Genomic DNA, 15,191 nt, shown 5'->3' on the forward strand with positions numbered 1-15,191 from the left:
GACCAGCGCGGCGAGCGACTCTCACCGGGAGGCGACCCCGGCCGCCGCCACCCGCACCGCCAGATCCAGCAGATGTCGGTCGCTGCCCCGCGGCCCCACGAGGCAGAGGCCCACCGGAGCGGTGCGGCTGCGGATGGGAATGCTGACGGCGCAGCGCCCCGTCAGGCCTGCCAGACAGGTGAGTTGGAAGGTCTGGGCCCTGGTTTCCTCGATGGCGGGACCGCCGATGGAGGCCTCTTCCCGGGTGGGGGCCACGGAGGACGCGGACGGCAGGAGAAGGATCCGGTCGCCGAGCAGATCGTCGACGCGGTCCCGGGCCTCGCGCAGCACGCGCTCGGCGGCGGCCAGGTCGGCGGAGGTGTAGGCGGACGCGGTTTCGAAGCGCGCCCGGACATCGGGGTTGAGCGAGTCCCAGTGGCGGGACACCCATGGCCCCCACTGGCGCCAGGCCTCCACGCCCTGCTTGGTCTGGAAGGCGCGCACCCACCCGGGCAGCACACTCGCGTCGAACCGTACGGTACGCAGCCGTGGCAGATCCGCGGCGCGACGCCAGCCGGCCACCGCCCGTCGCACAGAGGCGGCGACCTCCGTCGAGGCCACGTCGACGATGTCCTGGGCGAGCACCGCACCCGAGGGCATGGGCCCCTCGGCGCGGGGGAGCAGGACCCGGCCCGCCGCGCGCAGCGTGCGCGCGTCGCGGGCGATCCAGCCGACCGTGTCGAAGGACGGCGCGAGCGGCAGCAGTCCCGCGGTGGACACCGCGCCGTGGCTCGGGCGGATGCCGTACAGCCCCTGATAGGAGGAGGGGATCCGGATCGAGCCGCCGGTGTCGGTGCCGAGGCCGATGTCGGCCTGACCGAGCGCGACGGCGCTGGCGGGCCCGGAGGTCGAGCCGCCCGAAATGCGGTCGGGGGCCGCGGGGTTGGGCGGCGTACCGTAGTGGCCGTTGGTGCCGGCCAGGCTGTACGCGAACTCGTCGGTGCGGGCGATGCCCGCGACGTCGGCACCCGCCGCGAGCAGAGCGGCGACCGCCGCGGCGGTCGCCGCCTGCGGTCGGCTCTCGGCGAGCCACGCGGGATTGCCCGCGCCCACCCGGTGCCCCTCGACGGCGAACAGATCCTTGACGGCGACACTGAACCCGGACAGCGGCCCGTGCCCGGTCGCGGCCACCAGCGGGGCACCGAACTCCCGCCACACGGTGGGGTCGACGGCGCCGGGCCGCGGTGCCGCGGAGGCGGGGTGTTGTGCACCGAGCGGCAGCACCGCACCGGCGCCCGCCGCAGCCGCGAGAGTGAGGAAACCCCGTCGATTCACTGCCTGCATGCGTACAAAACTCCTCAACTGGTGGGTGGTCGTGCGGTGTTGGAAGAAGGCGCTGGAATGAGGGAGGGGGCCTACCGCCCGAAGTCCTGCTTCCTGATGACCGCGTGCACCCCGGTCGTCCGGTCGACGACCTGGGACACCTCGAAGTCGGCCGCCGCCGACAGATACGCGTACGCGACCGGACGGCTCATGCCGAGGTCGGACTGCAGGAAGTCGAGCGCGTTGACGACCGCGCGGCGCATCGCGACGTCCAGGTCCGAGAGTTGGCCCTTGTCCCCGGCCGCGCCGTCCGGATCGGAAAGACCGATCGGCAGCCACGCCTCGTCGGTCTCCCCGAACGGGTAGTGGTACGCGACCGAAGGGGCGTCGCCGGAGCCGGGCTTGCAGACGGTGAGCCGGAACGTCGTGCGCAGCGACCCCTCGAGCGCGGTCAGCGCCACCTCGCCGTTGCCCATCGCGAAGTGCGGGTCGCCGGTGTGGAAGAGGGCACCCTCGGCGTGCACGGGGAGGTAGAAGGCGGACCCGGACCCGAGGTGGCGGATGTCGATGTTGCCGCCGCCGAGGGTGGGCGGGATCGAGTTCAGGAGCGGGTCGGTGAGTGAGTCGGCGTCGGCGTACGCGGTGCCCATCAGGCCCATGTGCGGGTTGAGCGGGAAGGTGACCTCGCCGGGCCCGTCGAGGGGCAGCACCCCGTGCCCGTCCCCGTTGCCGCCGCCGGTGCGGATCGGGGTGAACACCGAGACATTTCCGTACTGTTCGGGGTCCTTGGCGGATGCCCGGCCGTCCGCGGCGACGGGCGGCATGACCTCGTCGAGCGTGATGCCGTCGGGGGCGCCGCCGTCCCGGGCACGCGCCAGGGCGCCCTTGCCGTGCCGGCTCGACACGACGCCGTAGGGCACGCGCGGCAGCAGCGACAGTGTCTCGACCTTCAGTACGTCACCGGGCTCGGCGCCCGCCACGTGCACCGGGCCCAGGACGACGTGGGGGCCGTCGGTGTCGAAGGAGCGGGGCGTACGTGTGTAGTCGCGGGCGAGATCGACCGCGTCCCGCAACACCTGTTCCTTTCCGACGCCGTGCTCCCCGAACCAGGCGACCGGGTCGCGCCCCTGGTCCTCGAGCAGTCCTTCGTGCGAGAGGGCATCCACGGTCAGTGTCTCGCCGGATCGCATGCGCAGCACGGGTTCGGCGTCGCGGGCGGGCACGTAGCCCCAGCGGACGGTGTCGGGCGTGGCCCGCAGGTAGTGCTGACCGTGGATGGGACCCTTTCCGGGCTGGAGGACGCGCCCAGGTCGGGAGACGGTGGCGGGACGCGAGGCCGCCGCCGCAGCGGCATGCGAACCCACGGCCACCATTCCACCGGCCGCGCCGAGCCCCGCCGCGACGCGCAACAGCCCGCGCCGCCCGAGCCGCGACGCCAACGCCTCGTACACCGCGGGGAGTTCGGTGGCCTCGGCGGCGGGCGCACCGGGAAGGTGGTTCGGTATACGCGGCTCGTGTGACATCAAGGCCCCTCGTCGTATCGCGGTATACACATGCCAGGTGGTGACACGTGGGGTGCGCGGGTGATGTGCCTTTCCTATGCAGCGCCTGTTACCGGGAGGGGGTGCGTCCGGTTTCCTGGGCGTAACGCGCGGGAGGGCGTCGCAGTGATGTGTCGAGTCCCGAGGTCCTGTTGGTCGGGGTGGGTGCGGAGTCACTCATGCGAGTCCGCGCGGTGCTTGGGTCTTCGCCTCACGGTGTGGCTGATTGGCGGCCTTTCCGCGCCCAAGTGCGCTGAGGACACTGTGGGAAGGGAACTGCCGTAGGGGGGGCGGAGTCATGGTCCGACGCAGACGACACCGCTCCGCGGCGCGAAACCGGCGGGCCGTCCGACTGAGGGCTACGGTGGCGACCGGTCTGGTCCTGATGATCCTCGTGCTGGTGTACTGGGAGCACATCTGGGTCTATGTCACCGTCCTGGTGGCTGCCGTGGTGCTGGGTGGTACGGGGTGGTGGCTGTGGCGCACCGACCGGCTGCTGCGAAGCGGAGACAGGGCCTGGCGTCGGAACGAGGCGGTCAGGTCCGGCCGTCGCACGCTCGCCGAGGTGGACGTGATGACCGGCACGCAGTTCGAGGACCTGGTCGCCGGTCTGTGTCGACGCGACGGCTGCACCGAGGTTCGTCGGGTCGGCGGCAGCGGGGACAACGGTGCGGACGTCGTGGGCCGACTGCCGGACGGCCGCTCGATGGTGATCCAGTGCAAGCGCTACGCCCCGGCCGCCAGTATCCCCAGCCGCGAGCTGCGCGACCTGCTCGGCGCTCGGACGCATTTCAAGGCCGATGTCGCTGTCTTCGTGACCACTACCCGGTTTACCGGGCCGTCCGAGAGGTTCGCCGTCGACAACGACATTCTTGCCGTCCATCGGGACCATCTCGGCCTGTGGAACAGCGGGGCGGCTCTGACGTCCTTGGTTGCCGTCAACGGTGGCGGTCAGGGCAACCGTCGGCACCGGTCGCGATGGAAGAAGACCTACGGACGGTAGCGGGTGGACGGGGGCGCCGGTTCCGGACCGGTGCGGCGCCCCCGGGCGGGCTCATGAGAAGGAGCGCAGCCCGACCTGCTCGGGGTCGGGTCCGCCGCGGACTCCGGTGTCCAGGGCGTCGATGGTCGCGGCCTCGTCCGGGGTGAGGGAGAAGTCGAAGACGTCGATGTTCTCCGCGATGCGGTGCGCCTTGACGGACTTGGGGATCGGCGAGAAGCCGCGTTCGAGGTGCCAGCGCAGGACGACCTGGGCCGCGGTCTTGCCGTACTTCTCGGCGAGAGTGGTGACGACCTCGTCGCGCAGCGGGTCGGTGGCGGCACTCGGCGTGTCGGTGAAGTAGCGGTTCACGCCGCCGATCGGGGACCAGGTCTGGGTGACGATGCCGTGCTCGGCGTCGAAGTCGCGGACGTCCCGCTGGGTGAAGTACGGGTGCAGCTCGACCTGGTTGACCGCCGGGACGATCTCGGTCCGCTCCATCAGGCCCGCCAGGTGGGCCGGACTGCTGTTGCACACACCGACGGCCCGTACCCGGCCGTCGGCCAGGAGCTTCTCGGCCGCCCGGTAGGAGGCGGCGGTGGCGTCCAGGTCGGAGGGGACCGGCCAGTGCAGCAGGTACAGGTCGAGGTGGTCCAGGCCCAGGTTGGCCAGGCTGGTGTCGAAGGCGCGCAGGGTGGAGTCGTACCCGTAGTCGGTCAGCCACAGCTTGGTGGTGACGAACACCTCCGAGCGGTCGACGCCGGAGCGGCGGATGCCCTCGCCGACCTCCTTCTCGTTGCCGTACGCGGCCGCGGTGTCGATGAGCCGGTAGCCGTTGGTGAGCGCCGTCTCCACGGCGGGGACGGTCTCTTCGGGGGTGCTCTGGTACACGCCCAGGCCCAGGGCGGGCATGGCGACGCCGTTGTTCAGCGTGATGAGGGGGGACTTTGCAGACATGAGGGGTCCTTGTGTGTGCGAGGTGGTGCGGGAGGCCGGAAGACGCGGAGCGGGGCCCCGGTCAGCTCTCGATGACCTTCAGGTAGTCCTCGGTGAGCCGGTCGCCCGCCGGCGGGGTGAGCCCGTCGAGCTTGGCCAGCTGCTCGGGGCTGAGCTCGATGGCGTCGGCGCCGGCGTTCTCCTCCAGGTAGGCGACCTTCTCGATGCCGGGGATCGGGACGATGTGGTCGCCCTGAGCGAGCAGCCAGGCCAGGGAGATCTGCGCCGGCGTGGCACCGGCCTCGGCGGCGATGGCCTCGACCTCGTCGACGATGCGCAGGTTGGCCTGGAAGTTCTCGCCGGTGAAGCGAGGGTTGGTGGTGCGGAAGTCCTCCGCGCTGAAACTCTCGGTCGAGCGGATCTTGCCGGTGAGCATGCCGTGGCCCAGCGGGGCCCACGGCACGAAGCCGATGCCCAGCTCCCGGGTCAGGGGCAGCAGCTCGGTCTCGGCGGGGCGCTCCCACAGCGAGTACTCGGTCTGCAGTGCCGCCACCGGGTGGACCGCGTGGGCCCGGCGGATCGTGCCGGCCGCGACCTCGGAGAGCCCGTAGGCGCGGATCTTGCCTTCCTGGATCAGCTCCGCCAGCGTGCCGACCGTCTCCTCGATGGGCGTGGCCGGGTCCAGGCGGTGCTGGTAGTACAGGTCGATGTACTCGGTGCCGAGCCGCTTCAGGGAGCCTTCCACCGCGATACGGATGCTCTCGGGGCTGGAGTCGAGGGCGCCCTCGCCGCGGCCCGAGTAGGAGATGAAGCCGAACTTGGTGGCCACCACCGCCTGCTCACGGCGCCCCTTGAGGCCCCTGCCGACGACGTCCTCATTGGTGTACATGCCGTACACCTCGGCGGTGTCGACGAAGTTGACGCCCATCTCCAGCGCCCGGTGCAGGGTACGGATCGACTCCGCCTCGTCCTTGCCGGCGCCCGTGTAGAGGGCGTCGCTCATCGGCATGGCGCCCAGACCGATCCGGGAGACCTCGAGATCTCCGAGCGTGGTGTGCTTCATGGTTCTTGCTCCAAGGTTTGTTCTGCCTGCGTGTGCGGCCTGCCCGTCCACGGGTGACCGTCAGGCGATCGCTACTGCTGCGGCTGCCGGAGCCGTGCCGCACAACCACCTTCGGCGAGATCTCGTCCCGGTGGCAGACCGGGATCTTTGGGGTAATGACAGGGACCCCCACCGCACCGCCGAGTCGGCCGGTCCGGGGCGAGACTGGAGAAATGGCACATGAACACACCCCCAGCGGTGCGAGCGAGGGCGCGGAGCTGGGTCGGTTCCTGCGTGCACGCCGCACCGCGACCAGCCCGGAACAGGTCGGTTTCACTGCGGGGGCCGGCCTGCGCCGCACCCCTGGCCTGCGCCGGGAGGAGCTGGCCGCCCTGGCCGGGATCAGCATCGCGTACTACGTACGTCTGGAACGGGGCAAGGAGACCCGTCCCAGCCCCTCGGTCCTCGACGCGCTCGCCCGCGCCCTGCAGCTCGACGACGCCGAGCAGCAGCACCTACGTGAGCTGGCTGCCCGCGCCGCCCGCTACGCGCCCCAGCCGCCGCCGGCACCGAGCCGCACCGTGCGCCCCCACCTCCGGCTGCTGCTGGAGTCGCTGCGTCCCGACCCGGCGTACATCGTCAGCCGCAACATGGACCTGCTCGCCTGGAACCCCGGCGGCCTCGCCCTGTACGCGGGCATGGCCGACTGGCCGCACAAGCAGCGCAACCTCGCCCGGTATCTCTTCCTGCACCCCGCCGCCCAAGCAGTGCTGCCCGACTGGGACCGCCAGGTCCGCGGTTGCATCGCCGAACTGCGCGCCCAGGCGGGCACCGCGCCCGACGCCCCCGACCTCACCAGTCTCGTCGGTGAACTCCTCCTCAAGAGCCCGGACTTCGCCAAACTCTGGGAGCGCTACGAGGTCAGTGGCGGCAAGGCCAGCCACAAGACCATTCACCACCCACAGGTCGGCACCCTCACGCTCACTTCCCAGTCCATGCCGCTGAACGGCACCCCTGGTCAACAGCTCGGCGTGTACCTGGCCGAGCCGGGCACCCCCGACTACGACGCCGTGGTTCTGCTCGACATGACCGCACCCCCGGAGCCCGCCGTTGGTGTGCGGGTTCCTCGCACAGCCCGAGGCCGCCGAACGACCGGCGGACTTTGAGGGGGACTGACAGTACCCCGAACGACAGGGCCTGCCGCCGGGCGCCGTTCCGAGGTCTGATGGACGGTGAACGCGCGTCCCGAGAGGCACCCCTGACATGCTGCGAAACATGGTCAGCGGTCACTGCCGGAGGGACACCATCGACACTCTGAAGGAGTTGGTGCGGCCATGAAGGCCCGAAAGCCCAACGATGCCGCACGGTCCGCGCACGAGCGGCTGTTCCCCGGCCATGTCTCGACGCTCGCGGTGACCGACCCGGAGCTGATCGCGTACTTCGACAACTTCGCCTTCGACGAGGTGCTGCGACACACCCCCGACCTGCCGGAACGCACACGCCTGGCGATGCAGCTCGCGGCGATGATCGCGGTCGGCGCGGTGCCCGAGTACCGCGTCATGCTGGGCGCGGCACTCACCGTCGGTGTGACCCCGGTGGAGGTGAAGGAGGTCGTGTACCAGGCGGTGCCGTACGTCGGCATGGCCCGGGTCTTCGACTTCCTGCACGCCACGAACGACGTACTGACCGAGCGGGGTGTGGAACTGCCGCTGGCCGGTCAGTCCACGACCACCCCCGAGACTCGGGGCGCCGACGGTCTCGCCGTCCAGAAGCAGATCGTGGGCGACACCACGGTCGACACCATGTACGCGAACGCGCCCGCCGACGAGCAGCACATCCAGGAGTTGCTGAGCGCGAATTGCTTCGGCGACCACTACACCCGCACCGGCCTGGACGTCCCCACCCGCGAACTGTTGACGTTCGCGCTGCTCGCCGCGCTGGGCGGGGCGGACCCGCAGGTCCGTGGCCACGTGGGCGCCAACCTCCATGTGGGCAACGACCGGGCGACCCTGATCGCCGTACTCACCGCGCTGCTGCCGTTCATCGGCTACCCGCGCACCCTCAACGCCCTGCGCGCGGTCGACGACATCGCCCCCGCGACCTCCGAGGAAGACCACGCATGACCTCTCGTACCTGGCTCATCACCGGCGTCAACAGCGGCTTCGGGCACGCGCTGTCCAGCCGGCTTCTGGAGCGACCGACGCGCAGGTGGACCACCTGATCACCACCAACCTGACCGGCTCGATCACCCTGATCCGGGCCGCTCTGGACAACCCGGCCCACGCGTTCCTGGCCATGCTCGACCCGGCGAACGGTCTCGCCGTCGTCGACCCGCCTTCGGAGTGGGGTTCGAGGACGAGCAGGCACTGGACGTCGCCACAGTCGCCACCGCCGCTCCGGCCAGCAGGCCGCGCAGCACGGTGTGCCACGGCGGCCTGCTGGGAGGGGTGGGCGAGTTCATCGACAGAGGGCTCCTGCTCAGGTGTTCTCCAGAGGGAGGCACGGTGCAGGGCGCGGTGGGGTCAGCGTTCCATCATCTTCATCTGGGCTTCGGTGTGCGTGTCACCGGCCGCCGGCGGGAGGTTCGTCAGGCGCTCCAGCTGGGCGGTGGAGAGCCGCACGGTGTCGGCGGCGGCGTTCTCCTCGAGGCGGGTGACGCGCTTGGTGCCGGGGATGGGGGCGATGTCGTCGCCCTGCGCGAGCAGCCAGGCGATGGCGACCTGGGCCGGGGTGGCGTCCGCCTCGGCGGCGATCTCCTTGACCTCGTCGGCCAGGCGCAGGTTGTGCGCGAAGTTGTCGCCGGTGAAGCGCGGGTTGTCGCGCCGGAAGTCGTCCTTGTCGAAGCCCTCGATGGAGCGGATCGTGCCGGTGAGGAAGCCGCGGCCGAGCGGGGAGAACGGGACGAAGCCGATGCCCAGTTCGCGCAGCGTCGGCAGGACCTGGGCCTCCGGGTCGCGGGTGAACAGGGAGTACTCGGACTGGAGGGCGCTGACCGGCGTCACGGCGTTGGCCCGGCGGATGGTGTCGGGCCCGGCCTCGGACAGTCCGAACGCGCGGACCTTGCCCTCGGCGATCAACTCGCCCACCGCGCCCGCCGTCTCCTCGATGGGAACGTTCGGGTCGACGCGGTGCTGGTAGTACAGGTCGATGTGGTCCGTGCCGAGGCGGGTGAGGGAGCCCTCGACGGCGGTGCGGATGTTGGCCGCGCCCGAGTCGAGGTTCCCGGGGCCCGCGCCGTCGTGCGAGACCATGCCGAACTTCGTCGCGAGGACGACCTCGTCGCGGCGTCCCTTCAGGGCGCGGCCGAGCAGCTCCTCGTTCGTGTAGGGACCGTAGATCTCGGCGGTGTCGATGAAGGTGACGCCAAGTTCCAGGGCGCGGTGCACGGTGCGGATCGATTCCGCGTCGTCCTTCCCGGCGCCGGTGTAGGCCTGGGACATGCCCATCGCGCCGAGACCGATCCGGGAAACTTCCAGATCGCGCAGGTGGATGTTGTGCATCAGTGCTCTCCGCTCCATCGCATTCGGGCCGGTTCCACTCTGGTCCGGTCGCCCGGCCACCGCTCGTCGGGAGCCCGACGCGGCGCGCGGCGAGGCGGTGCCGGGCACGCCGACATGCGCTGTCCGTGACCCGACCCGGGAGGAACCCTGCGGCCGTACCTCTCGCTGGCAGCCTACGACTGTGTCACCTGTGTCATCGCGTCTGTGGGGCTTTATGGGGGGCCGAGCTGTTAGGGGGAATGGCAGGGCCTCTCACGGAGGGGCCGATCGGCCGATGCGGCGGTGGACGGTACCGCGGTTGTGCGGGCGACGGCCGCCCCGCCCCTTCACGGCCGGGTTCCCGCTGCTCACCCTGCCCGCCCTGGCCAGAAGCCCGTGACTCACCCCGCCCGGCAGAACGGGGCCTTGCCCATGGCCCCCTCGATGCCGCCCAGGATCAGCTTCTGGAACTGTTCGGCTCCCGGGAAGGAGCCGTCCGAGGCGAAGTCCTTGGCGTCGTGGCCGAGTGTGGTGAGCCAGGCGCGGCCGCCGTCGTAGTACTGGCACCAGGCCACCGGGTGGGACTTTCCGTGGCCGGGGTGGCCCTGGTTGCCGGTCGCGCCTTCGGCGAGGGTGGACTCGTCGACCGTGGCGAGGAGGCGTACGCGGGTGGGGGCCGGGACGAGGTTGTACCACTCGTCCGTGAAGTTCCAGCGTGCCGGGAGGTCCTTGGTTGAAGTGTCTCGGTGGTTCTCCGTGACGACCGTGCCGGGCTGGTTCGGGCCGTGGTCGTAGAAGTTGGCGTTGCCCAACAGGCCCTCGTACCAAGGCCAGTTGTACTCCGTGCCGAAGGCGTTGTGGATGCCGACGAAGCCGCCGCCCCGCGTACGTACTGGCGCAGCGAGGTCTGCGCCGCGTCGTCCAGTGTGTCGCGGCTGGTGGAGTAGAAGATGACCGTGTTGTAGTTGAACAGGCGGGAGGGCGTGGCCAGTTGGGTGACGTCCTCCGTCCAGTCGACCGTGAAGTTGTTCTTCTTCCCCATGGCGACGAGTGCCTTCTGGACGACGTTCGTGTCGTTCAGCGTCGGGTTGAGGCCGCTGCCGAGGGCCGGGCCGAGGTTGGCGTGGCGGGGGCCGGCGGTGCGGGTGTAGAGGAGGACCTTGTAGCCGTCGGTGGCCGGGGTGAAGTTGCCCCAGTCGTGGTAGCACTTGGGGCTCGTGCCGCGGCAGACGCCGTAGTCGGGGTCGCCGAGTTCTTGGGCTCCGGTGGCACCCGGTTTGGTGTCGCGGGTCTGGCCGTGGGCTGCGCCGAGGAAGGCCGCGAGGGCCACGAGAGCGGTCGCGAGTGCCGCCGCGAGCAGGGTCATCGGGGTGCGGGGTCTTGCCGTCATATCGGTCGGACCTCCCATGGAAACTCTCGGAACTCTCACTTGACGACGATCTTGCCCGTGGACTGCGGGAAGGCCGGGTCGTTGTAGAAGTACTCGCCCGCCTCGGTGAAGGTGTGCTTGGCCGACTGGCCCGGCATCAGTAGCGCCGTGTCGAATTCGGCGTCGAAGAACGCGGCGGCGCCGTGCGCCTGTTGATTGTCGGCGGGGTTGGTGAAGGTGACTTCCGTGCCGACGGAAACGGTGAGGTGCTGGGGTGCCATGGCGTTCTGCGCGACCGTGTTCTCCGTCGTGCCTGGTGCGTTGGTCTTGGTGTCCCAGACGCGGCCGAGGGTGACCGTGTTCTTGGCCGTCTCGCCGGTGACCGCCGCGGTGCGGATCTGGTTGCGGCGCGACGGAGGTGTGGGCGCTGGCGCCTGACCCACCTTGCCGCCGATCTTGAACGCCCACAGGTGGTCGCCGCGCGGGATGTCGGGGAACGGCAACCCGTTGCCGCCCGCGAGGACGGCGACGTACTGTTCGCCGTCGATCTCGTACGAGACGGGGATGGTGTTGACCCCGGCGCCGCACTGCCACGTCCACAGCGTCGAGCCGTCGGTGTCGTCCATCGCTTCGAGTACGCCGTCGGGGCGGCCCTGGAAGAGGACACGGCCCGCCGTGGTGAGGATGCCGTTGCCGTGCGCGAGGGACCAGTCGCCCTCCTTGCGCCAGGCGACCGTGTTCGTCCGCGGGTCCATGGCGACCAGGCCGCCGCCGAACAACTCGCCAAGCGGGCGGGCGGTGTTGACCCTTCCGCCGCGCGTATTGGAGTACGAGGAGTTGACCAGGCCGTAGCCGATGTAGACGTATCCGGTCTTCGGGCTGAAGGACGGGAAACCCCAGTCACCGCCGCCGCCCGCGCCGGGGAAGATGATGGTGGCCCGGTCCCAGAACACCGAGTACAGGCCGCCCGCCGGGTAGAACGGCACCGGCTTCGTCGGCTTGTCGAAGCGGGGGAACGGGTCGGTGAACGGCTCCCCGCCGGGGAACGGCTGCGTCGGTGAGGTCTTCTGGAGGGTGTGCTGAGGGACCTTGCGCTCCTCCATGCCGTGCAGTGCCTCGCCGGTGCGCCGGTCCAGGACGTAGAACCAGCAGGTCTTGGAGCCGTAGACGACGACCTGCCGCTTCTTGCCGTCGACGAGGAGGTCGGCGAGGACCGGCGCCATGACGTTGTCGGCGTCCCAGATGTCGTGGTGCACCGACTGGAAGTGCCAGCGCCGCTTCCCGGTCTTCGCGTCGATCGCGACGATCGAGTTGGCGAAGAGGTTGTCTCCGCCGCGCGAGGAGCCGTCGGTGCGGGGGTATGGGTTGCCGAACGTCCAGTAGACCAGGCCGAGTTCGGGGTCGACGGCCGGGTGGATCCAGGGCACGGCGCCGCCGGTCTTCCAGGAGTCGCCCTCCCAGGTGTCGTGGCCGTACTCGCCCGGTCCCGGCGGCCCCCAGAAGGTCCACACGACGTCGCCGGTCTTCGCGTCCAGTGCGTAACCGCGGCCGCGCGCGCCGGCCGTCGAGCCCTCGGTGCCGACGTAGATCCTGCCGTCGTGGTGCACGACCGCGCCGGCGAGTCCGCCGCTGTTGCCGCCGCACTGGCCACTGTTGATGTCGCAGCCGTCGTCGCCGCCGTTGTCCTCGACGATCAGCTTCTTCTGCCAGAGGACCGCGCCGGTCTTCTGGTCGAGGGCGTAGACGATGTTGGCGCCCGAGATGGTGAAGACCTTGCCCTCGGCGACGGCGACGCCGCGCATGTTGGTGGTCTCGGTGCCGAGGTTCGTCTTCCACAGCACCTTGCCGGTGCGCCCGTCGACGGCGAAGACGTTCTGCTGTGTCGTCTCGACGTACAGCACGCCCTTCTGTACGACGATCGTGCACTGCTGGTACGCGCTGGTGGAGCCGCCCTCCAGGTTGATGTGCCAGGCGCCGCCGAGCTTCTTGACGTTGCCCGGGGTGATGTCGGTGAGGGTGGAGTGGTTCTGATTGCCGAAGTTGCCGCCGACCTTGGGCCAGTCACGTGCGGCGACGCCCAGGGTGGCGGGCTGTGCGGGGACGGGGAGCGCGAGGCCGGCGGGCTTCGGGGCCGCCTCGGCGGAGGCGGCGACTGCGGGGAGCGTGGTTGCGCCGCTCGCGGCGGCGGTCAGCAGGAAGGTGCGTCTTTCCATCGTTCAGTGCCTCGATTCGATCAAGGTCCGCTAGATGGTTCGAAAGTTCCGCACAGTAGGTTCGCGGGATGGTGGGTCACGTTAGGGACGGGGGTGCGGGCATGGCAATACCTGGGGCGGGGGTTGTTGCCGTGAACTTCCTCAACTGCCGTTTATGCAGGTGAGGTTGGTACCACCAGGTGGACCGGGATCATCGACGGCGGCATGGGGCTCTTGTTGCGGCGCCCCTGCCCCGTCTCCTCCCAGGCGTGCGCCAGGATGCCGACGCTGCGGCTGAGCACGAACAGGCCGCGCGCCAGCGGCGCGGCGAAGCCGAGTTCGGCGTAGATGACGGCGGTGGCGCCGTCGATGTTCATCGGGACCGGCTTGCGGCCCTCGCGGCCCCGGTTGAGGTGCGACTCCACGGCCAAAGCCGCGCGGAGGTAGGCGCCCTCGACGGTGCCGTCCGCCACCGCCCGGTCCACGAGTGAGAGCAGCGGGTCGCGGCGCGGATCGTGGGGGTGGAAGCGGTGGCCGAAGCCCGGCAGATAGCGGGAACGTGCACGCCACTCGGTGATCACGTCGGCCGTGGCGGCCTCCAACGCCCGTCCCTGAGCGTGCAGGTCGACGATGTCGGTGAGCAGCTGTACGCACTGCTGGCCCGCCCCGCCGTGCACGTCCCCGAGCATGTTCACCCCGGTCGCGATCGCGCTGTTGAGGCCGACTCCGCAGGTCGCCGCCATCCGGGCGGCCGCGATGGAGGGTGCCTGCGGGCCGTGGTCGACGCCCGCCACGAGGGCCGCTTCGAGGAGGCGGGCCTGGTCGGGGCGGGGGAGCTCGCCGCGCAGCAGCAGCCAGATGGTCTCGACGAAGGTGGTGTGTCCGATCAGCTCCTGCACGGGGTGCTCGCGCAGTTCGATGATGCCCGGCTCGATACGGCTGATGGCTGTGGCCCACCACTGGGCGACCTGGCTGTCCGGGTCCTGCCCCTCAGGGGGTGAGGCCGTCATGAGCGCAGCGCCTCTGTGGCGCGGCTGTCGGAGCGCCAGCGCGCGATGAGCCGCGCCCGTTCCTCGCCGTGCTGGTCGAGCAGCGGGGGAGGGGAGGCCGGCGGCAGCGGCTCACCGTCCACCAGGACGCCGTTGCCGCTGACCCGCAGCGTACGGTCGGAGCCGTCCGGATAGGGGAGATCGGTGAAGAAGCCGCGGTGCGCGAGCTGTTCGAGCTCCACCGCCTCCGGCACGGTCAGCACACGCGCGGCGGGGACACCTGCGGCGGAGAGTGTCTCCTCCCACTCCAGCGCCGTCTTCTGCGACAGCGCCGCGTTCAACTCGGCGTTCAGCTCGGCCCGGTGGAGCTTGCGGGCCTCGCGCTCCGCGAAGCGCGCGTCGTGGATCAGATGGGAGAGGCCGGTGAGGCGGCAGAGCGTGGCGAACTGTTCCTGGCGGTTGGCCGCGATGTTCAGGCCGCCGTCGGCGGTCTCGAAGGTTCCGGAGGGTGCGGCCGTCGCGTTCTGGTCGCCCATCGGCTCCGGATCGACCCCGCTGACAAGGTAGTTGGAGACGGCCCAGCCCATCGCGGACAGCGACACCTCCAGCATCGAGACGTCGAGGTGGGCGCCCTGCCCGGTCCGCTCGCGGCCGAGCAGGGCGGCGCTGATGGCGAGGGCCGCGCCCATGCCGCCGAGCGAGTCGCAGACGGGGAAGCCGACGCGCAGCGGGGCGGTGTCCGTCGTGCCGGTGATGCTCATCATCCCCGACACGCCCTGGATGATCTGGTCGTAGGCGGGGGCGCCGCTCATCGGGCCCGACTGCCCGAAGCCCGTGATGGAGCAGCTGACCAGGCGCGGGTTGAGGGCGTCGAGGCGGGCACTGTCGTATCCCAAACGGGCGAGGACCCCGGCCCGGAAGTTGTCGAGGAGTACATCCGCGCCGCGCACCAGTTGCTCGAAGTCGGCCCGGTCGGCCGGGTCCTTGAGGTCGAGGGCGAGGGACTGTTTGCCGGCGTTCTGGGCGAGGAAGGAGGCGCCGATCCCGCTGCGGTTCAGCTCGGGATCGGGGCCGAGGGCACGGGCCAGATCGCCCTTCCCGGGCTGCTCGATCTTGACGACCTCGGCGCCGAGCAGCATGAGGTGGTAACTGCAGTACGGTCCAGCGAGCACGTTCGTGAGATCGAGTACGCGGATTCCTGAGAGCGGTCGTTCGGGCATGCACCGGCTCCTTCTGCGGTTCCTGAGTGGGTTCACGGCTCCGTGGTGGACTTACCGGTTTCTGGAGTGGACTCACGGCCCCCGCACGGCACTTGCGGGTCCGTTACGGGTCCCCTGCGGGAGTCACTTCCTGCTGGCGATG

12 protein-coding genes are annotated in these 15,191 nt (G+C 70.4%); 3 read left to right on the forward strand and 9 right to left on the reverse strand.

What is annotated here, in order from left to right:
• Positions 1 to 21: 21 nt before the first annotated feature.
• Positions 22 to 1,323, reverse strand: a complete 1,302-nt coding sequence (locus OG746_RS22040) for an amidase family protein (RefSeq protein WP_266717074.1) — start codon at positions 1,321 to 1,323, stop codon at positions 22 to 24.
• A gap of 71 nt (positions 1,324 to 1,394) precedes the next feature.
• Positions 1,395 to 2,825, reverse strand: coding sequence for an acetamidase/formamidase family protein (locus OG746_RS22045; protein ID WP_266717076.1), 1,431 nt, complete (start codon positions 2,823 to 2,825; stop codon positions 1,395 to 1,397).
• Between the two features lie 382 nt (positions 2,826 to 3,207).
• On the opposite strand from OG746_RS22045, the gene OG746_RS22050 reads away from it, so the two are divergent.
• Entirely contained in the window at positions 3,208 to 3,846 is a 639-nt protein-coding gene (locus OG746_RS22050; RefSeq protein WP_266717078.1) for a restriction endonuclease, read from the forward strand.
• A gap of 51 nt (positions 3,847 to 3,897) precedes the next feature.
• On the opposite strand, the gene OG746_RS22055 is transcribed toward OG746_RS22050, so the two are convergent.
• Together OG746_RS22055 and OG746_RS22060 are read right to left on the reverse strand one after the other, a co-directional pair.
• The gene (locus OG746_RS22055) at positions 3,898 to 4,779 is read right to left on the reverse strand and encodes an aldo/keto reductase (RefSeq protein WP_266717080.1); all 882 of its coding nucleotides are present in this window, start codon (positions 4,777 to 4,779) and stop codon (positions 3,898 to 3,900) included.
• A 61-nt stretch (positions 4,780 to 4,840) separates the two neighbouring features.
• Complete coding sequence (locus tag OG746_RS22060; protein ID WP_266717082.1) at positions 4,841 to 5,821, reverse strand: aldo/keto reductase; 981 nt, start codon at positions 5,819 to 5,821, stop codon at positions 4,841 to 4,843.
• 212 nt (positions 5,822 to 6,033) lie between these two features.
• On the opposite strand from OG746_RS22060, the gene OG746_RS22065 reads away from it, so the two are divergent.
• Positions 6,034 to 6,966 (forward strand): helix-turn-helix transcriptional regulator, encoded by a 933-nt coding sequence (locus OG746_RS22065; RefSeq protein WP_266717084.1) that lies wholly within the window; start codon positions 6,034 to 6,036, stop codon positions 6,964 to 6,966.
• Positions 6,967 to 7,134: 168 nt separating this feature from the next.
• Positions 7,135 to 7,923 (forward strand): carboxymuconolactone decarboxylase family protein, encoded by a 789-nt coding sequence (locus tag OG746_RS22070; protein ID WP_266717086.1) that lies wholly within the window; start codon positions 7,135 to 7,137, stop codon positions 7,921 to 7,923.
• Between the two features lie 399 nt (positions 7,924 to 8,322).
• Here OG746_RS22070 and OG746_RS22075 read toward each other — a convergent pair whose 3' ends face one another.
• The 5 genes from OG746_RS22075 to OG746_RS22095 form a co-directional block, all read right to left on the reverse strand.
• Complete coding sequence (locus tag OG746_RS22075) at positions 8,323 to 9,300, reverse strand: aldo/keto reductase (RefSeq protein WP_266717088.1); 978 nt, start codon at positions 9,298 to 9,300, stop codon at positions 8,323 to 8,325.
• Between the two features lie 380 nt (positions 9,301 to 9,680).
• Positions 9,681 to 10,142, reverse strand: a complete 462-nt coding sequence (locus tag OG746_RS22080) for a ThuA domain-containing protein (protein WP_266719114.1) — start codon at positions 10,140 to 10,142, stop codon at positions 9,681 to 9,683.
• 562 nt (positions 10,143 to 10,704) lie between these two features.
• Positions 10,705 to 12,861: a BamB-related PQQ repeat family beta-propellar protein gene (locus OG746_RS22085; RefSeq protein WP_266717090.1), complete on the reverse strand. Its 2,157-nt coding sequence runs from the start codon at positions 12,859 to 12,861 to the stop codon at positions 10,705 to 10,707.
• Between the two features lie 152 nt (positions 12,862 to 13,013).
• Positions 13,014 to 13,850 carry a citryl-CoA lyase gene (locus OG746_RS22090; RefSeq protein ID WP_266717092.1) on the reverse strand — a complete coding sequence of 279 codons (837 nt, stop codon included), beginning with the start codon at positions 13,848 to 13,850 and terminating at the stop codon, positions 13,014 to 13,016.
• Complete coding sequence (locus tag OG746_RS22095; protein WP_266717094.1) at positions 13,847 to 15,049, reverse strand: CaiB/BaiF CoA transferase family protein; 1,203 nt, start codon at positions 15,047 to 15,049, stop codon at positions 13,847 to 13,849. The genes OG746_RS22090 and OG746_RS22095 overlap by 4 nt, the downstream gene beginning before the upstream one ends.
• Positions 15,050 to 15,191 lie beyond the last annotated feature (142 nt).

The sequence above is a fragment of the Streptomyces sp. NBC_01016 genome, from assembly GCF_026341035.1.
In the GTDB taxonomy this organism is placed as follows: Bacteria; Actinomycetota; Actinomycetes; order Streptomycetales; family Streptomycetaceae; genus Streptomyces.